Origin of the sequence: Chitinophaga deserti, from assembly GCF_003149455.1 — a bacterium.
GTDB classification, from domain to species: domain Bacteria; phylum Bacteroidota; class Bacteroidia; order Chitinophagales; family Chitinophagaceae; genus Chitinophaga; species Chitinophaga deserti.
Window position 1 is genome coordinate 16,653 of record NZ_QFFK01000013.1, and the last position, 20,393, is coordinate 37,045.

11 protein-coding genes are annotated in these 20,393 nt (G+C 53.8%); 2 read left to right on the plus strand and 9 right to left on the minus strand.

All coding sequences use genetic code 11. The features are described from left to right. Positions 1-10: 10 nt before the first annotated feature. Entirely contained in the window at positions 11-3,346 is a 3,336-nt protein-coding gene (locus DEV76_RS23510; protein WP_109700401.1) for a DUF5107 domain-containing protein, read from the plus strand. Positions 3,347-3,360: 14 nt separating this feature from the next. Then, entirely contained in the window at positions 3,361-6,060 is a 2,700-nt protein-coding gene (locus DEV76_RS23515) for a sugar-binding domain-containing protein (RefSeq protein WP_109700402.1), read from the plus strand. Positions 6,061-6,178: 118 nt separating this feature from the next. Here DEV76_RS23515 and DEV76_RS23520 read toward each other — a convergent pair whose 3' ends face one another. The 9 genes from DEV76_RS23520 to DEV76_RS23560 form a co-directional block, all read right to left on the minus strand. Then, positions 6,179-6,430, minus strand: a complete 252-nt coding sequence (locus DEV76_RS23520) for a hypothetical protein (RefSeq protein ID WP_109700403.1) — start codon at positions 6,428-6,430, stop codon at positions 6,179-6,181. A 37-nt stretch (positions 6,431-6,467) separates the two neighbouring features. Next, complete coding sequence (gene pafA, locus DEV76_RS23525) at positions 6,468-8,111, minus strand: alkaline phosphatase PafA (RefSeq protein WP_109700404.1); 1,644 nt, start codon at positions 8,109-8,111, stop codon at positions 6,468-6,470. A 20-nt stretch (positions 8,112-8,131) separates the two neighbouring features. Continuing rightward, on the minus strand, positions 8,132-10,270 hold the full coding sequence (locus tag DEV76_RS23530) for a ligand-binding sensor domain-containing protein (RefSeq protein ID WP_109700405.1): 2,139 nt from the start codon (positions 10,268-10,270) through the stop codon (positions 8,132-8,134). Between the two features lie 17 nt (positions 10,271-10,287). Further along, a complete protein-coding gene (locus DEV76_RS23535) occupies positions 10,288-12,552 on the minus strand; it encodes a hypothetical protein (RefSeq protein ID WP_109700406.1) in 2,265 nt (754 codons plus the stop codon). Further along, complete coding sequence (locus tag DEV76_RS23540) at positions 12,549-13,772, minus strand: purple acid phosphatase family protein (protein WP_109700407.1); 1,224 nt, start codon at positions 13,770-13,772, stop codon at positions 12,549-12,551. The genes DEV76_RS23535 and DEV76_RS23540 overlap by 4 nt, the downstream gene beginning before the upstream one ends. An 8-nt stretch (positions 13,773-13,780) precedes the next feature. Continuing rightward, the gene (locus tag DEV76_RS23545) at positions 13,781-15,247 is read right to left on the minus strand and encodes a SusD/RagB family nutrient-binding outer membrane lipoprotein (protein ID WP_109700408.1); all 1,467 of its coding nucleotides are present in this window, start codon (positions 15,245-15,247) and stop codon (positions 13,781-13,783) included. Between the two features lie 18 nt (positions 15,248-15,265). Continuing rightward, positions 15,266-18,718: a SusC/RagA family TonB-linked outer membrane protein gene (locus tag DEV76_RS23550; protein ID WP_109700409.1), complete on the minus strand. Its 3,453-nt coding sequence runs from the start codon at positions 18,716-18,718 to the stop codon at positions 15,266-15,268. A gap of 21 nt (positions 18,719-18,739) precedes the next feature. Continuing rightward, positions 18,740-19,717: a FecR family protein gene (locus tag DEV76_RS23555; protein WP_109700410.1), complete on the minus strand. Its 978-nt coding sequence runs from the start codon at positions 19,715-19,717 to the stop codon at positions 18,740-18,742. A gap of 81 nt (positions 19,718-19,798) precedes the next feature. Continuing rightward, on the minus strand, positions 19,799-20,392 hold the full coding sequence (locus DEV76_RS23560; RefSeq protein ID WP_109700411.1) for an RNA polymerase sigma factor: 594 nt from the start codon (positions 20,390-20,392) through the stop codon (positions 19,799-19,801). Position 20,393: the final 1 nt, after the last annotated feature.

Genomic DNA, 20,393 nt, shown 5'->3' on the forward strand with positions numbered 1-20,393 from the left:
ACTAAAAGCAATGAGCATTAACGCTGTGAAGGTTTGGGAAGAACAGATCATTATCCCGACTTACGGGACAGGCACACCCGACAAAAACCCTATGTTCTTTGAAAAAAGAGTGTACCAGGGCTCGAGCGGGGTCGTATATCCCAACCCTGTCATAGAAAAGATCATGGACGAAAAGCAGGATGTGGAATGGAAAGCGGTATTCCTTGAAAACCGTTACCTCAGGATCATGATCCTTCCCGAACTGGGCGGGCGTGTGCAAATGGCATTTGATAAAATCGGCAACAGGCATTTCATATATTACAACCAGGTGATTAAACCTGCACTGGTAGGCCTCTGCGGACCCTGGATTTCCGGCGGCATAGAATTCAACTGGCCCCAGCACCACCGGCCCAGCACCTACGAAGCGGTAGACTTCACCATCGAAGAGCATGCAGACGGCAGCAAAACCATCTGGGTGAACGAGATCGAAAAGATGTTCCGCACCAAGGGTATGGCCGGCTTCACCCTCCACCCCGATAAAGCTTACCTCGAAATAACCGGCAAACTATATAACCGCACCCCGCTCCCGCAAACCTTTCTCTGGTGGGCCAACCCTGCGGTGAAGGTGAACGACGATTACCAGTCCGTTTTCCCGCCAGACGTGCATGCCGTATTCGACCACGGCAAGCGCGATGTATCCTCCTTCCCCATTGCCACAGGCACTTATTACAAAGTAGATTACGCACCCGGAACGGATATATCCCGGTATAAGAATATTCCCGTTCCTACTTCTTACATGGCCATCCGGTCGGAATATGATTTCGTAGGCGGATATGAGCATGATACACAGGCGGGCGTACTCCATGTGGCAGACCATCACATCTCTCCCGGTAAAAAACAATGGACCTGGGGGCATAGTGATTTCGGGAAAGCGTGGGATAAGAACCTCACCGATGAAGACGGGCCGTATATAGAACTGATGACCGGTGTTTACACCGATAACCAGCCCGATTTCTCGTGGCTCATGCCTTATGAGGAGAAAGCCTTCACGCAGTACTTCCTGCCCTACCGCGAGCTGGGCCTGGTGCAGAATGCCAGCAAAGACCTTTTACTGCACAGCACCCCTGAAAACGGTACGCTGCCCGTGAAAGTGTATGCCACAGGTCCTGAAACCAACCTTACCCTGCAGGTGAGTGTGAAGGGAGAAGTGGTATTTAAAGATGTGTTCAACGCATCGCCCGAACAAATTTACCAGCAACATATTCCGCTGCCCGAAGGTGCTGCGGAGTCAGATATAGAAACGATTATACTGGGGGCAGACGGTGCGCAGCGGCTCCGCTATCAGGCAGCTGCTCCGCAGGAAACTTCCATCCCTGCACCTGCTCAGGCAGCGCTGAGTCCGGCGGATACGGAGAACAATGAACAGCTCTTCCTCACCGGCATGCACCTTGAGCAGTACCGGCACGCAACCTACTCCCCCGTTGACTATTACACCGAAGCCATCCGCCGCGACCCTAAGGACGCGCGGTGCAACAATGCCCTCGGTGCCTGGTATCTCCGCCGCGGCCAGTTCGCCAAAGCAGAAAAGTACCTGCGCAAAGCCGTGGAAACGCTTATGCAGCGCAATCCCAACCCCTACGACGGTGAGGCCCTTTACAACCTGGGGCTTTGCCTGCAGCTGCAGGGCAAGCTGAACGATGCCTATGAGCAATTCCATAAAGCGGTATGGAACAGCGCCTGGCAGGACAGCGGGTACTTTGCCCTTGCACAGATCAGCACAGCCCGTAAAGATTATACGACGGCACTGATGCAGATCGACTGGTCTATAGACCGGAACGGGCGCAGTAACAAAGCCCGTGCCCTGAAAGCTACCATCCTCCGTAAGCTGGGCCGTATAGAAGAAGCACTTGCAGTTTGTACGGAAGGCCTCCGCAGAGACCTTTTCAACCTCGGCCTGTATCATGAGCAATGGCTCACCTACGATAAAGCCGGAAACAGCGAAGCGGCTGCCCATGCTAAAAGCACCCTGCTCCGCCTCGCACGCAACCACGCTACCAATTACCTGGAGCACGCACTGGATAATATCGCGGCAGGGCTATACGAAGAAGCCATCAGCTGGCTGCAGTTATTACCCGCTAAATCCTCGCCCCTGCAATACTACTACCTCGCCTGGTGCTGCCACCACACCGGTGATGCCCCTGCCGCACTGCAATATCTTCAACAGGCCGCGGCAGCAGATCCTGCCTACTGCTTCCCTAACCGGATGGAGGATGTGAACATCCTGCAATACGCCATCAGCACCAATACCGCAGACGATAAGGCTCCTTATTACCTCGGCTGCCTCTGGTACGATAAGAAGCAATACGATGAAGCGATTGCCATGTGGAAGGAATCCATCCGCCGCGGAGGGAAATTTGCCACGGTGCACCGCAACCTCGGCATAGCACTGTATAATAAGCGCAACGATGCCAAAGGCGCGCTGGAACATTTCGAAAAAGCATTCTCACTCGATACAACAGATGCCCGCGTGCTCATGGAGCTGGACCAGCTGCACAAACGCATAGGCTCACCTGTAAAAGAGCGCCTGGCACGTTTGGAGCAATACCCTGCCGCCACAGCCCTTCGCGACGATCTGTACCTCGAACACGCAGCACTCTATAATTATATCGGGGAATACGAAAAGGCGCTGGCACTCATCCTGCAGCGTAAGTTCCACCCATGGGAAGGCGGCGAAGGCAAGGTGTCCGGACAATACGTGTATGCCCTTACCGCCCTAGCCCGTAAAGATCTGGCCTCAGGTAAACCCGAAGCAGCATTGGAGAAACTGCAACGCGCACAGGACTGGCCCGATTCTCTCGGAGAAGGCAAGCTGTTCGGTATCCGGGAAAACGATGTGCATTACTGGATGGGCAAAGCATACGAAGCCCTGCACCGCAAAGCCGATGCAGAGCCTTATTTCCTGCTGGCCACACAGGGCACATCTGCCCCTACGGCTGCCATGTATTATAATGACGCACCGCCTGAGAAGATCTTCTATCAGGGCCTCGCATGGGCTGCATTGGGCAGGAACGATAAAGCGGAAGCCATCTTCCGGAACCTTATTGCGTATGGAGAACAGCATGCGCAGGATGAAGTACGCATCGAATACTTCGCGGTATCCCTCCCCGATCTGCTCATCTTCGAAGATGACCTCAACGAGAGAAACCGCCTGCATTGCGTGTTTTTGAAAGGGCTGGGTTATCTTGGCCTCGGAAACGCAGTACCTGCAGCCACTGCCTTCAAAGAAGTACTCGGTAACGATATGCATTTTGGTGCAAAGGCGCACCTGACAATCATTGAAGAAAAAACAACAGCAGCATCCGTTTAAATCACAGGACCATCATGCTTAGAATATTCATCATCAGTCTTTTTACAGGCATCACCATTACCGCCGGCGCACAAACGCTGCCACTGGCCGGAGCCTGGCAATATGCCACAGACTCTCTCGATCAGGGTATTTCAGAGAACTGGCAGAACCGCCGGTTTCCGCAAACGCTGCGCCTCCCCGGTACGCTGGACGATGCCCGTGTGGGTGACAAGCCTGCCCTTTCTGCCGACTCCCTTACCCGCAACGTGATGCTCATGCTCAGCCGCAAACATCGTTACATAGGGCCGGCATGGTATGCCCGCGAAGTGGTGATACCTCAAAATTGGAACGGCCGCCACGTATCCCTCCTGCTGGAACGCGCCCTGTGGACCACCCGCGTATGGATCGATGGCAAGGAAGCCGGAACACAGAACAGCCTGAGTGCCCCGCACCGCTATAACCTCGGCAAGCTATTGACACCGGGCAAGCACCGCATCGTTATCCGTGTAGATAACAGGAAGCAATACGACATGAGTTCCAACAACATGGCACACGCCTATACCGATGGCACGCAGATCATCTGGAACGGATTGCTCGGCAAGCTCGAATTACAGGCCCGTACAGCCGCACAACTCACCGATGTGCAAACGTACCCCGACCTGCAAAACCGCATACTTCGAATTACTGTAAACATAAACAACCAGGGTCCCGTATCCACGGGAAGCCTCCTTCTCCAAACCGGGCAGCTCAAACAAAGCGTGCCGGTTCAATTACAGGAAGGCAGCAACAGTGTAACTGCGGAACTGAATGTTCCGGAAGGCTTCGCGGAATGGGATGAATTCAAGCCTGTGCTGCATACCCTCACCGCAGAGCTGAAAACTCCGGCTGGTAATGACCGTATTCAACAGCGCTTTGGCTGGCGAGCAGTAACCAATCACAATGCACAGCTGCAGATCAATGGCAAGCGCATGTTCCTGCGCGGCACGCTGGAATGCGCCATCTTCCCCCTTACCGGTCACCCTCCTATGGACAAAAAAGGCTGGGCGAAAGTATTCACCTCCGCCAAAGCATACGGTCTTAACCACCTGCGCTTCCACTCCTGGTGCCCGCCTGAAGCAGCATTTGCCGTGGCAGACTCCATGGGCTTCTACCTGCAGGCAGAGCTGCCTTTCTGGAATAACAACGCCGGGAAAGACACTGCCATGAATGCATGGCTGGCACAGGAAGGAGAAAAGATCTCCCGCGAATACGGGCATCACCCTTCATTCGTGTTCTTTAGCATGGGGAATGAACTGGAAGGGAATTTCGACTGGCTGGAAGAAATGGTGGCGAAGCTGAAGAAAACCGATCCCCGCCATCTGTACTCCACCACCTCTTTCACATTCCAGGGAGGCCATGGTAACTGGCCTGAGAAAGGCGATGAGTTCTTCATCACCCAGTGGACTAAAAAAGGATGGGTACGCGGCCAGGGCATATTCAACTCCATCGCTCCTTCTTTCAACAATGATTACACGAAAGAAACTGAAGGTCTTCCCGTTCCCATTATCACACATGAAATAGGGCAATACTCCGTGTTCCCGAACATGGATGAGATTAAGAAATACACCGGGGTGCTTGACCCGCTGAATTTCAAAGCGGTAAGGAACGACCTCCAGCGCAAAAACCTGCTGCATCTGGCTCCGGCCTTCCTGCAGTCGAGCGGTAAGTTTGCGGCGTTGCTGTATAAAGAAGAGATTGAGCGGGCTATGAAAACGAAGTACTTCAGCGGCTTCCAGCTGCTGGACCTGCACGACTTCCCCGGACAAGGCACTGCCCTCATCGGTATCCTCGATGCTTTCTGGGACTCTAAAGGCCTCGTTACACCTGCAGAGCACCGCATGTATTGCCAGCCTGCGGTACCGCTCCTGCGCTTTGAGAAAGCCACTTACCGCAACAGCGAGACATTCTCTGCCGAGGCAGAAACTGCCAACTTCAGCGGTGGCATCCTCAAAGGCATTACCCCTGAATGGACAGTTCGAGATCATACCGGGAAAGTGCATTTCAAAGGCACGCTGAATAAACAGGACATCAACGAAGGTACCGGCCAAACGCTAGGCAGCTTCCGCTTCCCGCTCAGTACTATCCATCGCGCCACCGCGCTCACTATTACCTTACGTATAGGTGAGCGTCATAACGAATGGCGCATCTGGGTATATCCTGAACAACAAAATGCATCCTACGCAGGTGTACATTTTACCCGCTCTGTTCCAGAAGCAATGGGATGGCTGAAGGATGGAAAGAAAGTACTGCTCAACCCTGATACGGCACAGATCCGTGGGGTAGACGGCTGTTTTGCCCCGGTGTTCTGGAGCCCGGTACATTTCCCGAACCAGCCTGGTACCATGGGCATCCTCTGCAACCCGAAGCACCCGGCACTGGGAGACTTCCCCACAGCGGCATGGTCCGACTGGCAGTGGTGGCATCTCATCACGTCCTCCAAAACCATGATCCTGGACGAGCTGCCTGAAATAGACCCCATTGTGCGTGTGATTGATAACTTCTTCAAGAACCGTAAAATGGCGAATGTGATTGAAGCGAAAGTGGGTACAGGCAAACTGATCCTGGTATCAGCTAACCTTTCTGCCGGCATTGCGGCGGAGCAGCTGAAGCATAGTCTTATGACGTATATGCAGGGGACTAAGTTTCAACCGAAGGTTGCACTTACGGAAGCGCAGGTGCAATCGTTACTACGATAATAATTTTGCAATATATAATGTAGCACGGCCGGAATTCTTTCCGGCTGTTTTATTTAAAAAAGGCTTGCAGTAAGATACATCCTACTGCAAGCCTTTTTATTTCGGGTACTGCCCGTCTTCACATAACAAATACTTCTTCACCTTTGTAAAGCACTTTAAACTTGTGCGTTTCGGCCCATACCGATACACTGGTTACTCCGTTCGTTGTTGAAACCACTACATTCATCACATCTTCCCCTAGGCCAGAATCAGGCTCTGTGGGTATAATCCGTAAAGATTCATTAACCGGCAGATGGAATACTTCACCGGTAGGTTCAAATGCGACAGTCATATGCGCTTCCGTATCGTTCGATATTCTGATGGATTTCATTTCTTTTATAGGTTCTGCGCGTAAATATAGCGCAAGCTCAGGGTTTATCTGCCCGTATCGCCTCTCCTATCACGTGCCCTATATTTCCGCTGGGCACCTGGATGTTCAGGAGGGCGGCTACGGTAGGCGCAATGTCCGTCATACCCATGGTGCGGAAGCTTCTGCCACCGGCATTGATGCCCCAGCCCATCCATACCAACGGGATGTGGGAATCGTAGGGATACCACAGTCCGTGCGTGGCACCGGTTCTGCTTCCGCCTTTTACACCGGAGTGCATGATGTAACCGATATCTCCACCGCGCTTGCGGTTGTATCCGTTCTCCAGCATGGTTTGCAGCGGCTCATGTAAGCCTGCTGCTCCCAGTTCTGTGAGCCATACGGCATCGGAGATCTCCGGTACTTCGCGCAGCTTCTGAATCACCAGAGCGGCAACTGTTTTCAGGTCTATATTCTTAGCGGCGAAAGCCGGCCGGTCGAGGTAGAGCTGATCTGCAGAAGTGGCTATGATGCCTTTTTTGATGCCAAAGGTTTTCTCGATGGCTTCGTTGATATCTTTCACGATGGCGCCGCCGTTGTATACACCTGTGGGCAGTTTATGCTCCTGCAGGTAGCCGGGGGATTGGGATACGCCATGGTCTGCGGTGATGAAATAGGTCCAGTTGCCTTTGCCGAAACGGCCATCGAGATACTGGAAGAATTCTCCCAGCTCTTTGTCGAGGCGGAGGTAAACATCTTCTATCTCTATGGAGTTAGGGCCAAACTGGTGGCCTACCGCATCGGGTGAGGAAAAGCTCACGGCGAGGAAGTCCGTGAACTTACCGCTGCCCAGTCCGTAGCCTTCTATTGCTGCTTTAGCGAATTCGAAAGTGAGGGTATTACCCTGTGGTGTGGAGCGGATGGATCCATTCTCCTTACCTGCAAAGCGGTGCGGGAATACAGGACCGGATTCATGCTTGAAGCTGTTCTCGTAATCCTTGTTATCTGCTTCGCTGAGGGTGTAGGTGGCTATGGGATACATGGTTTCCCATCCGTTAGCCAGTAGCTTCTCAGGGCGTTTGGCTGCGTTATATTTCTTAGCCCAGTCAGGGAGGTCCTGCATATAAAACGTGCTGGATATCCAGTTGCCGGAATCACCATCGTACCAGAAGGCCGCATTGGCGGCATGGCCTGCGGGGAGTATGGAGCCACGGTCTTTCAGTGCTATGCCCACCACTTTACTCTGATATTGCGTGGCTATTCGCAGCTCGTCTGTCACGGTGGTGGTCATCATATTTTTTGGAGACATGCCGCCTTTGGTGGCACCGTTGCCTACGGGTGTTACGGTACTGTCTTCCGTGCAATAAACTTCCCGTTTCAGCTCACGGCTATACCAGCCGTTGCTGATGATGCCATGTACCGCAGGCACGCTGCCTGTATAAACAGAGCTATGGCCGCAGGCGGTAACGGTGGGCGAATAGTTGATGTACGCCTGTTCGCAACGGAAGCCTTCTCGCAGGAGGCGTTTGAAACCATTCTGTCCGTAACGGGCGCTGTAACGGTAAAGGAAATCCCAGCGCATCTGGTCCACCATCATTCCCACTACTATCTTAGGACGGGGAGCAGGTTGTGCCTGAACGGCGGATACGGATAGCAGGATAATGGCTATTCCGGGAAGTGCTCGGCGGAAGAAAGTCTGTATCATGAAAGGGTTTTATAGTTTGTTTATTCGATCACTTTGAGATACCGCGCCATCCAGTAAGGCAGCAGGTATTCATCGCCCGCCAGCTCACTACGGCCACCGTTACCACCATCCAGCTGGAAGGCATTGGCATTATGGCGGTGAAGCGGCTGCTCGTCTAACGGGATCAGTGTTTCGGTAGACTGTCCCCGGAAGTTTTCGGGCAGGAATGTAAGATCCTTCCTGTGCGAGTTCTTCGTTTTCCAGCTCACCATATCCATGGGGAAGGTCTTCAGCCACCAGATGGTAGCTTCTTCATCGAAATCGCCCGCTGTAGCTTTGGTAATAAGGTTCCAGACAGCGTTCTTCTCCGGCCGCTCCATCTCCCAGTGGTTGCGGATGGCACCGGCGAAGAGCTGCTTCATATCCTCTGTGAGTGCGTAGCGGTAGAGCACCCAATAGGTCAGGAAAGCCATTTCATCGTCGGAGTGGTTCCAGCCGCCATTGCCCATATCGATGCCATCGTGGATATAGCCGTTGGTAGGCGCTATCTTCCGGTAATCGATCTGGATGTTCTGAAGATAGTGATGTTTATTGAGCAATTTAAGGGTTTCTGCTTTGTACTTTTCCTTGCCGGTGAGGGCGTAAGCCAGTTGCAGACCGGCTACGATGGTGGTGCTGCCGAGGCGGCGGTCGCCAATGGTTTCGGGATACCAGTTGATGTATTCCGGGTTCCAGCGGCCCCAGAGGGTGGGCTTGTTATCGATATCCACGAGGTAGTACTTATTATCGATAATGTGGGTCATGATCTTATCCATGAAAGCGGCTACGCGTTGCTTCTCGTCCTGCGTTTCTGCTACCATTTCATTCAGGACAGCGGCTATCCAGATGTAAGCTACGAACTCATCGCTGCTGGTATGCCCTTTCCATTCCCATTCCGGATCGGGAGAATCGCGCCAGCGCTCGGGGTCTGAGTTCTTATAACCTTTCCGCTCAAAGGTGCGGCTGGGGAAGCCTTTCAGCTGGTTAATGGAGAGTATCCTTTCAAAAGCCTCGAAGGCCTCCCATGCATAGCGCTTGGCTTCCGGCTCGCGGGTGGTGCCGTACCGGAAAGCCTGGCTGCCGAGGTAGAAGGCGCTCCATAGTCCGTCGTTATCTGTATCCGCCATTTGTGCAGTGCGGATATCACCGGGGGTAAGCAGGTGAATGTTGGAGATGAAGCCGTAGCGGATATGCCGCAGGCGGATTTTGCGCTGGAAGTAATCGGTTTTATCGGCCAGCGTATGCCTGCGGAAAGTAATCTTGTTCAGTCCGGAAGGCGTGAGGATCCAGATATTGCCATCCGCATCGGCCGACAAATCTTTCACCTCATCCTGATCCAGCCAGCGCTTCGAAGCGAAGTAACGGTATCCCCCCGATCCGTTCTCCGTATAAGCGCCCTCAGGAGTTCCGGCCCATACTTTACCTCCGGCCACCATCAGGCGGCCTGTGGCAGGCACCGGTACTTTACGCTGCAACGTCATGGCCGTATCGCCATTCTCACGGCGTATGGCGTAATAGCCGGCAGGCGTCCCAAGCAATATATCAGTTCCCCGGAAAGCGACGGTTTGCACGTCTTTCCCGGCGTGTAAGCGTTGTAATTGTCCACCCGCTATACGATAAAGCGCACGGGGCGTAAGGGCATAGAAAATGCCGTCGTGAATAAACAGCTCCCGCACACCTTCTTCCGGTGCGGTGATCTGCTGAATACCTTTACCCTCTGTAAGTGCCATAGCACCTTTCCCGGAAAGCAATGCATTACCTGCAGCGTTCACCACTGCACGGTCGTATTTACCGGCGGGGAAGGTTACGTAAGGGATACCGGCGTAGCCGTTGGTGATCAGCTTATCCTGCAACAGGTAGTACAGATGGCCATGGGTTTCCTGAACGGTAACATCCACGGGTACTTTATCCGCCAGCGGCCGGTAACGCACATCCCTTACCACATCATTACCGCTGAGGTAATACAGTCCTTCTTTGGCCAGTACGTGTACCGTGTTATTGTAATCGGTGAGCAGCTTTACGGGATGGATACCCTGCGGCAGCGGGAATTTCTCGGAAACGGCCTGAAGGAAGGGTTCATCCGGACCGGAAGCCCATGCGGGCGCGGAAATTGCCAGGAGGCAAAACAGGATCTTATGCATCTTTTGGTTGCTTTGTTTTATTGTTTGATTAACCACACCTCTGCGACGCGGGAATGCTGCCGCCAATTGAGATGCTCTTCATCTATAGGGTCCCATGTAAGGAGCAATGTTCCGGTTTTGCTGAGCGCCTGCGGTACGGGAAATTCTTTGATCTCACCCGTTCCTTTGCCATATACCGAAGGCGTGAGGCGTTGCCCGTTAGCACGGAGCAGGCTTTCGCCGTAGCCTGTAATGCGAACGGTGTATTGTGCCGTGGTATCGAGGCGTTCGTAGCGCATGGCAGTGGGCCAGCGCATGCTCGTCATCCACGACAGCCGTTTGCGGCTCATGCCACCCTCCCACCAGTCGAACCCGGGGTTATCACTGCGGCGCATGAGCGGATCGGTACGGAGGTCTTCCCCACGCACTACATGCGGGCTCTTTCCCACATGCCCCACATCGTCATAGAAACTGCCAATGCCGGGCTGCTCCCAATGCGCGAGGGTATCAATGGCTAAGCGCTGTGCATCTGCAGGCAGCTGCCGGATGCGTTTGAATTCATCTTCTATCCACCAGCGGTCGTTCAGCGGCCGGTCCAGGAAGTCGAGCACAGCGCCCCTTTCATTCCCGGAGGCTTTGTATTTAGCCACGCTCGTTTGCAGGGAAACGGAGCGGAATAATGCATCGCAGAGGGCAACGATCTTACTGCGCCAGGCGGGCTGCACACAGCTGTCGGCCTGCCGGAGTATACGTTCTGCTTCATCCATTGCCTGCGGACCTGCCAGCAGCACTTTACAGGCTGCGCGCTCCAGTTCCGCTTCACGGATCTGCCGGAGACGGGTGTAGGCATCGTAATAAGCGCGGAGCAATAACATCTGCCAGCGCCAGTTATCTTTGAGTGCGGGAGCAGCGGCTTCCAGCTTTTGCCAGTGGCTCAGCGTGGTGGTGATACTGCCATTCTCCACTATGCTGCCTTCCCAGTTCTTCTCCAGCGCCAGTATTCCATCTGCTGCAGCATCCTTTACCGCCGCCCCGAAGAAGAAGCCGGTGTATTGGCGCACCATCTCCCCTGGATCGGTAGCAGCGTTCCAGCCCAGGAGGTTCCAGATCATTTTGTTCAGATCGTCGTGGGCACCATCAGAGTAACCGATAAAGCCATCGATGTAAGGGGCAATGGCGCGGTAGGCAGCAGTGTAATAGTATGGCTGCGGGTTCACCGGTTCCCGCCCCAGTGTGAAGGCAAATGCCGGATCCCACCAGTACACGGGGAAGTCGCAGCGAACAGTATGCGTGATATCAGGATAATGGCGCAGTTTATATCGGGCAGGTAAGGCGGCACGGGTATCTTCCGGGGAAGGACTCCCCGGCCCTACTACCAGCCCCGCCAGCCATTTGGGCGAGCGTTCCCGGATGTATTTATACACGTAGGTGCATTCATCAGGCGTATACCCCTGCAGTGAAAGCCATATGCCTGCTTTGGGGTGATGTTTCTGCAACGGTGCCGCCAGCTCTTCCAGTAACGGGATCACCAGCTCCGGCGGATTATCGCCGGGGTCTCCTCCGGGAAAAAACACTGCATCCAGCCTTGGACTTTCACGGAACAGGGTATCGAACTGCAGGAGGAAATTATTTCTCTTTGTTATATCCTTCAGATCGAAAGATGCAGGCGTCCATACCCAGAAATCGGCATCGTAGCGCTGACAGCTTTCCGACATTTTGCGCGTCATTTCTCTGGAAGAGATGGTGAAGTGCGGACTTTGCGGCATGAAAGGAATGGCTTCGATGCTGTTGGCACCGAAAAGAAGTTGTTCTCGGATGTACTGGTCGTATTGCGCCGCAGTCCACCCGTCGTAGGAATTAGCTAAGTTGCGGTACCCTATCTGGTGCCCGCGTACGGCCTTTTCCGGCACCGCCCTTTCATCTATCGCATCCGGTAATTTCACTGATCCTTTAGCCCAGTCCATCATCCGCAGTAATCGCCCTACTCCGTACAGTACCCCACGCTTAGGAGAACCGGATATACGCAGTATTCTCCGGCCATTCTGTGTGCTCAATTTCAACTGATATCCTTCATCTGTCCCGGCACTTGCATCCATCACTATCACATCTCCCTTCAGTGGCATATACCCCGACACTTGCCAGCGCAGCCCTGTACGGCGGAATACTTCTTCCTGCAACACTTTACCAGCAATGTGGCCTTGTTTGCAAACAATAACAGGCTGCCTCCACAGCCCGCCCGGCGTGTTACGGATTGCCAGGCAGGCGTGCGGGAGCAGCAAGAGCATCAACAGAATTTTCCTCATGGCTTCATCAGATTCGTCAGCGTATTCTGACGGCCGGCCTGCTTCTGCAGTTTAAATGCATCATGCAGCGCCCCGTCTACTGTATAGGAACTATAATGTATGGCTTTGTCATCCACCCGGATGATCTGGTAAAACTGTTCGTGCGATCCGGTTTTATGCATCCATGGCGCAGGGTCTACTTCATACATCTTCGGTCCGCTGACAGATACTACATACACCGGTCCCTGGTTACCATCGCGGCCACGGGCATATGTATGATCGTGCCCCGTGAGTACGAGATCTACCTTGTACTTGTCCAGAAGCGGCTTGATATGCTCCTTCACGAATTTATTATCGCGGGTCTTTTTGGTAGAGAGTACGGGGTGATGGAAAGTCACTACCGTCCAGCGGTTCTTGTTCTCTTTCAGTACTTTCTCCAGCCAGTCGCGCTGCAGGTGGAGGAGCCTTTCGTTGATCTCGATCTCCTGTGAATTGAGGGAGATAAACCGCACGCCCTGTACATCGCTGTAATAGCAGGTTTCTTCCAGTCCGGCCGGCCCGTTCTCCGGCAGGGTGAACTGCGGCCGCCAGAAGACGGACACGATACCACTGTCGTTCGGGTAATAGTATTCGTGGTTGCCGGGTGTCATCAGTCCGGGTATGGAAGCATGTACAAAAGAACCGGCTTCGAACCACTGCTGCCATTCGTTGTAATTGTTACCCCGGTTTACGAGGTCGCCCGCGTGGATGATAAGCCTGGCATCCGGTGCGGCAGACCATGCCTTGCGAATGGCCCTCGACCAGAGGGATAGCAGGTTGGTTTGTGCATCGCCCAGGTATATGAACGAGAACGGCTGTCCCGGGAGGCCCGCGGTGCGGAACTGGAACCATTCGCTCCAGTGATCACCTTTACCTACGCGGTAGGCGTATTCCGTATTGGGCTGCAGGCCGTCAAACACCACATGATGGTAACGTACGGCCAGTGTATCTGAAATAACACCGGTGGTACCTGCTCCTTTGCGTATTGCCTTAGCGGTAAACGCGGGGTCTGGTGTGGATGGTGCTATCTCGGCATAACTACTGTCTGCCGCTGCATGGGTACGCCAGGTGATGGCGGCAGAGCGGGCGGGGTCTGCAGTTACATTGAGGACGATATTGTCGGGCCGGGCCTGCTGGGCGCTGGCCTGTTGCAGTAAAAAGCAGGTGGCGAAGAGCCACCTGCCTGTGTGGATTATGTTCATAGATAGTTTTACTTGAGATACCACATGAGCGTGGTTTGCTTATCTTCTCCGAATACAGCAATTGCACGCTGATATGCTTCTCCATTCACGCGCATTTCATTATCAGGGTACATATAACGCTTAGGCAGGGTTGGTGATGCAGCCAGCGGGCCCAGTACGAATACAGGAAAGCCGGTGCGGCGGTGATCGAACCAGCCTTCTGCACCTTTCAGGAACATAGCGATCCATTTCTGCCCGATAAGCTGGGAAAGGGTGCCATTGTATTTCACAGATACCTGATCGAAGTAATTAGCAGCTTCTGCCTGTGTAAGAACACCATAGTACCGCATGTTAGCACGGATACCATCGTAATACAGCGCCTCCGCAGTTTTACCCGGTACGGTGATCTTACCTGCCTGCGCAGCTTCTGCGAGGATGAAGCATACTTCTGCATACGTCATCAGCGAAGCGGCCAGCATGGGGTCCACATCTTTGTTGAAGAGCGGGGCCAGCAGGGAAATCTTTTTGTTACCGCCGTTATAGTCGTAAGGCGCCTGAATGGCGTTGGGCACACCTACATATTCACCGGGATCAACGGTACCACGCTCTGCTACAGGAGCTACCCATGCCTGTAGACGGGGATCATTCCGGAGCTTCAGTGCTTCCACGATCTCCTTACTGGGTTTACGCTTATCGAACTCATCGTAGGCATTGCCGGTAAGGCCACCGGGCCAGCTGTTTTCTTTCAGCTTACCGATGTAAGGCACTTCTGCATTATCTCCATTGGCTTCGAAAATGGGATACTTTGCTTTATCGTTCACGATAGCCTGCATTTCGGTGAATGCAGCAGGATAGTTTTTAGACATGCGCAGCAACAGGCGCAGGCGTAATGAGTTGGTGAACTTGCGCCACTTCATCACATCGCTTTTATACAGAACATCCTGATCCTTATTGATGGTTTTCTGCTGGGCGGCCAGCTGATCGTTGGCTTCCCGCAGTTCCTTTATCAGGTCGGTATAGATCTGCTCCTGCCGGTCGTATTCCGGGCGGATAATGCCTTCTGTTTTAGACAGCAGGGCTTTGGAATAAGGAATATCTCCGTAGAGGTCTGTGGCATATGCGAAGTTGAAAACGCGCATGACACGGGCATAGGGCAGGTACTCCGGCTGGTTGAACCACTCGATCATTTCGAACAGGCTCTTGTTGTAGGAAAGACGGCTGTAAATACCATCCCAGTTTTGCGGCCCCCAGTTGAATTTATCGTTGCCTTCGTTACGCACCATAGTGATGTAACGCCCGGCAGACGCAGGCCTGTCCATATAAGCCTCGCGCTGGTAATCCGTTGCGGTGGAAACGATCACGGAAGACAAGAGGAATTCCGGGTTGATCTTTTCCGCACCGTTCGGGTTAATGTTGAAATCTTCGATGTCTTTGCCGCATGCACCCAGCATCAGCAGGGCGGGAATGGCGAGATATTTAAAAGGTATGCGTGGCATATCCGTATTATTTGCGGTTTAGAAATTGAATCCGAGTTTAGCACCGAAGGAACGGGTGTACGGGAGCGACCAGCTGCCCACACCCTGCCCGATGGCGTTGTTAGACACCGTCATGGCGGTTTCCGGATCGTAGCCCATATCGGCGGCCGTCCAGGTAAACAGGTTACGGGCAATGAGCGAGAAGTTGAGATTGCTGATCGGCAAGCGGCCCAGTATCTTCTTCGGGAAATTATATGTGAGCGATGCTTCGCGCAGCTTCACATAAGTAGCGTCGAAGGTGGAACGGCTCAGGTAATCCCAGTAGTATGTGCCGTAATATGCTTCCGGATCAAGGATCTGGGTGTTGGCTTCATACTTGCCCGTAGCGTCGTTATACACATAACCATACAGGATGCTGCCATCGTTACGGCGCTCACCGGAACCATCGGTCCATGCAAGACCGCCCGTAGCCTGATCGCGGCCGGGAAGTGTGGTTTTGGTACGGCCATCGCTCAGGAGGTTCTTGGCCACATAGCTGTGGAACTGTCCGCCCTGCCGCCAGTCTATGAGCACATTCAGTGCAAAGCCTTTATAGCTGAAAGTATTGGAGAAACCAACCTGGTAGTCGGGATTGAAGTTGCCGATCTTTGTCCATACGCTCAGGCGGGTGTATTCACCACCGTCATTGATCAGCGGCTCGCCTTTATGCTCACCTTCGGGCACCGTAGCCCAGCTGCGTGCGTACATGTTACCCATCTCTTCCCCTACCCTTGCTTCGAACTGCACACCTTCAGAGCTGCCGAGGATGTACTCCTTCATGCCCTCTCCGAGTGAAAGCACTTTGTTCCGGTTACGGGTAAAGTTAGCAGACACATCCCACTGGAAGGCTCCTTTCACAGGTGTACCGGTAATGGTGGCTTCAATACCACGGTTGCGGATCTCACCGCCGTTGATCAGCTTCTGGTTGTAACCGGAGGCCATGGTGGTACCGATGCGGATAAACTGGTTGGAGGTAATTGCGTTATACCAGGTTACATCCAGTCCGAGGCGGCCGTTGAAGAAACGGAGATCTGCCCCGATTTCAGTAGATGTGGCGATCAGTGGTTTGAGGTGGTTGTTCAGCAAAGTAAGCTCCTGCGTGGCTTTCTTGGCAGTATTCCAATCCTGCCCGAACAGGAATGTATTGTACAATTGGTGCGGGTCCGGTTTGCCGCCTACCTGTGCCCAGTTAGCACGGATCTTCGCGAAATTGAGCGGACCGGATTGTATTTTCAGCATATCGCTCAGCACCCATCCCAGCGAAACGGAGGGATAGAAATAGGAGTTGTTATCTGCAGGCAGCGGACTGGCCCAGTCGTTACGCGCCGTTACATCCAGGAAGAGGTAATTGCGGAAGCTCACCTGCCCCATTCCGTACACGCTGTTGATCCTTTGTTCCCAGAAGTTGGTGGTATTTCTTACCGAACCGGCGGCAGCGTTGCCGATGTTATAGAGCTTGGGGATAGATAATGCATCCGCTCCCTGGAAAGTAGACTGTCCTTTCTGATGCATGCGGTTGGCACCACCAGAAACGCTGAAGAAGAAGTCGGTATTGATTTGGCGCTGGTAAGTGAGCAGGAAGTCCGTATTCCTTTCGGTGAACTTCTCTGTTTCCATGGAATAAGCCCCCCTTGGGTTACGAACCGATCCGAAGGGGCGTTTGCTTTCGCGGATCTCGTTGTAGGTATCCATAGCGGTGCGGCCCATGAGGGTCAGCCCTTTCGCCAGTTCGATGTTTACTTCCACGTTACCCAACAGTCGGTCGCGGTTGAAGCCGTTGATGAACTCGTAGGCCACAAAGTAGGGGTTATCCACGTTACCCGGTACATGCGAAAATTGCTTACGCCCTTCTTCTCCCGGAAGCCAGTAGTTGCGTAGTTTTTTAACATTCACGTTGGGCGTGGTGGTGTATACAATATTGCTGGCGCTTTCACGGTTGAATGTAGGCCTGTTGTCGCTCTTGTTATTGGTATACCCCACATTCGTGCTCACCTTTACTTTGGGATGCAGCACGTATCCTGCAGAGAGGTTGAGGGTGTTACGCTTCAGGTCTGTATTAGGAACGATCCCTTCGTTGGTAAGGTTGGTATACGACAGCCGGAAGTCTCCATCCTTGTTAGCGCCGGTGATGGCGATGTTGTTGGTGAGGGTGAAACCGGTCTGGTAGAAATCTTTCTGACGGTCGGGGTACGATACCCAGTCTGTAGGAATACGGTTGCCGCTGCCATCGAGCGGGCTGTCCCACTGCACATGTTTGGTACCGATATCCAGACGGGGGCCCCAGGATGCAGTGGAGATTGTTTCGGTAGTACCCGGCCGGTTACCCGAACCGAATTCGTTCTGGAACTGGGGGAACAGCCAGGCCTGATCGAACATGGCTGAGGAGTTCACCGATACGCCCAGCCCTTTCTTGGCACCGCTGCCCGATTTGGTGGTGATAAGGATCACCCCGTTCAGCGCGCGGGTACCATACAGCGCGGAGGCGCTGGCGCCTTTCAATACGGTAACGGTGGCAATATCATCAGGGTTGATGTCGGAGATAGGGCTTCCATAATCTACCACACCACGGCCAACAGGCTCTTTAGGGCTGCGAACCCCACCGGCGATGGGTACACCATCCACTACGTACATGGGGTTGTTATCGCCCTGCAGACTGCGTTGTCCGCGGATGGTAACAAATACCGAAGCACCGGGGTCGGAAGAAACGGCGCGTACGTTCACCCCGCTCACTTTTGCGGAAAGGGCGTTGGCTACGTTTACTTCTTTCACGGTGGCTACCTGATCGCCTTTGAGGGTGGCGATGGAGTAGCCCAGTGCTTTTTCTTCTCTTTTAATACCGAGGGCGGTTACCACTACGCTGTTCAGTTCCTTTACGTCTGATACCAGCGTGATGTTCACATCTCCCCTGCCTGCGGCCTTCTCCTGGGTCACGAAACCTACGGAGCGGAACACCAGCACCGAGGCTGCGCCTGCCACGCGTATGCTGTAGCGGCCAAGGTTGTTGGTGGCAGTACCGTTGGAGGTCCCTTTTTCGTGGACGCTCACACCGGGCAGCGGCTGGCCATCGGCATCGGTTACGAGGCCCGATACGGAAAGATCAGCGTTTTTGGATGCCGTGGTGGAGGTAACAGAACGGATGGCATAATCGTGCGCAGAAATGCGAACGGCTTGCAGGCCTGCGGGGGCCAGTGCTTTGGCCAGCTGCTCATCGAGCTGGGCGGAAGGGATACGGGCAAACCTGTCGGCTACCCATTTGCCCTCTACCTGGGCGGCGGAATAGCTGAAGCCCACCTGCAGGTTGTTTTCAAGGGCGGTGAACATCTCCCTCAGGGAGATCATGCCGGCATGGCGGCGGGCATCGTTGCCGCGCACCATGGCGTCCTGCGCGTGAGATTCCGCACACGCAAGCAGGATGCAGAGCACCGCGCAAAGCTTCGTAAAGCTCTTTTGCATAAGTGTAAGTTTTAAAGATCTTTATTCAAGTATGATCGTATCGTTGTGTTCCCGCATCTTCAGTCCGTGTACCGTACACACGGCCTTCAGCAGCAGTTCGGGTGATTCCAGCGGCGCAGAGCCTGTAAAAGGCAGCGTTTCCATTCCGGGCCGCGCGAAGGTAATTTGCCGGCCGTACAGATCTGCCATCCGGAGGGCCACTGTAGCCAGTGTACCATCCCTGATCACCACTCTCTTTTCCATCCAGGCGGTAAAGCCTGTTGCCGGCGATTGTGTAAGTGAAATACCAAGGGCACTTTTCTGCAACAGGTCTCCCGGTTTCATGGCCCTGCCGCTGGCAAGCACACTGCCTTCCGCAAGGGCTATGGCAGCGGAATCGTGCCGGTTATATACATTAAATGCGGTACCGGTCACTTCCACATCGGTGAGGGAGGTATGTACTACAAACCTCGGATGCAGCCCTTCAGGTGCATGTTTCACTTTAAAATAGGCTTCCCCTTCCAGCTGTACCGTGCGCACATCGCCTGCCGTCCATTTACGGGGATATTGAATGGATGAATTTGCATTGAGCCATACTTCGGTACCGTCCTGCAACGTAATGGTGCTGGTTTCACCGAAGCCGGTGCGGAGTGTCAGCATCTCCCCATCACTTCCGGTGCGCTTTATCACTACAATGGCAGTAATGGCAACCGCGGCAGCCGCGGCAGCACCTAAGAGCAGCCTTCTTACGAGAGGGGTACCCTTTTTGCGCTCTTCCGCATCCAGCACACTATCTATGGCCGCTTTAACAGCATCCATTTCAATCGGGTCAGCATCCATGGCATGAAATCTGAACGAGCGAACCATCAGCTGTGCTTCCCGCAGTACTTCCCGTTTTTCGGGGTGGGCCGCAGCCCACTGTTCCCAAAACCGGGCAGCCGCTTCGTCTGTCCGCTGCACCCAGCGCTGGAAGGAAGCTTCCGCCGCAAAATCCGCCGCTTCGTAATCTTGATATGACATAATTAAGCCTTGTACATAAGAAGGAGGCGTACAAGGGAGGAAATACCCTCAGGAATAAGGAACTTTTTTTAAATTATTTTTCTACCGGCTGAAAAGCAATGCCTCGGCACCTGCCAGCAAGGGCTTCAGCTCCGTTAGCGCGCGGTACACGAGGGTACGGGCGTACTTCACCGCTTTGAGCTGCATCACTTCAGCGATCTCGTCGTAGGAAAGACTTTCATAAAACCGCAGGTAAACCGCTTCTTTCTGCCGGAGGGTGAGCCTGTCCAGCGTTTGCTGAACGTGGCGCTCGGCTGTGGCGGCAGTCTGCCGGCTGATCAGGTAGCTTTCAGGGGAAAGCTCCAGGAGAAATACAGGCTCCTGCTCTTCCGGGAGTGTACGGGTAAAGGGTACTTTGTCTAAAGCACGCACCAGCTTGCGGCGTACGGAAACGAGGAGATAGCTTTTCGGTTTATCCGGCGTGCCCAGCATTGCGCGGCGGAGGTAGAGATCGGTGAAGAAGTCCTGCAATGTGTCTTTTACCAGCCCGGTATCGTGGGTGAAGCGGCTGCAATAGCGGAACAGCAGCGGGAAATACCGCCGGTAGATTTCGCTGAATGCTTCCCTGTCTCCTTCCCGGAGACGATCCCAGAGGAACCTGTCGTCTTGCTGCTGGTAAAAGGCGCCGGTGGTCATA

Bases quoted from the DNA above. Each gene is read 5' to 3' on its own strand.
- DEV76_RS23520 (WP_109700403.1), bottom strand. From the start codon at position 6,430: ATGAAATCCATCAGAATATCGAACGATACGGAAGCGCATATGACTGTC.
- DEV76_RS23515 (WP_109700402.1), top strand. From the start codon at position 3,361: ATGCTTAGAATATTCATCATCAGTCTTTTTACAGGCATCACCATTACC.
- DEV76_RS23545 (WP_109700408.1), bottom strand. From the start codon at position 15,247: ATGCCACGCATACCTTTTAAATATCTCGCCATTCCCGCCCTGCTGATG.
- DEV76_RS23510 (WP_109700401.1), top strand. From the start codon at position 11: ATGAGCATTAACGCTGTGAAGGTTTGGGAAGAACAGATCATTATCCCG.
- DEV76_RS23530 (WP_109700405.1), bottom strand. From the start codon at position 10,270: ATGCATAAGATCCTGTTTTGCCTCCTGGCAATTTCCGCGCCCGCATGG.
- DEV76_RS23550 (WP_109700409.1), bottom strand. From the start codon at position 18,718: ATGCAAAAGAGCTTTACGAAGCTTTGCGCGGTGCTCTGCATCCTGCTT.
- DEV76_RS23540 (WP_109700407.1), bottom strand. From the start codon at position 13,772: ATGAACATAATCCACACAGGCAGGTGGCTCTTCGCCACCTGCTTTTTA.
- DEV76_RS23555 (WP_109700410.1), bottom strand. From the start codon at position 19,717: ATGTCATATCAAGATTACGAAGCGGCGGATTTTGCGGCGGAAGCTTCC.
- pafA (WP_109700404.1), bottom strand. From the start codon at position 8,111: ATGATACAGACTTTCTTCCGCCGAGCACTTCCCGGAATAGCCATTATC.
- DEV76_RS23560 (WP_109700411.1), bottom strand. From the start codon at position 20,392: ATGACCACCGGCGCCTTTTACCAGCAGCAAGACGACAGGTTCCTCTGG.
- DEV76_RS23535 (WP_109700406.1), bottom strand. From the start codon at position 12,552: ATGAGGAAAATTCTGTTGATGCTCTTGCTGCTCCCGCACGCCTGCCTG.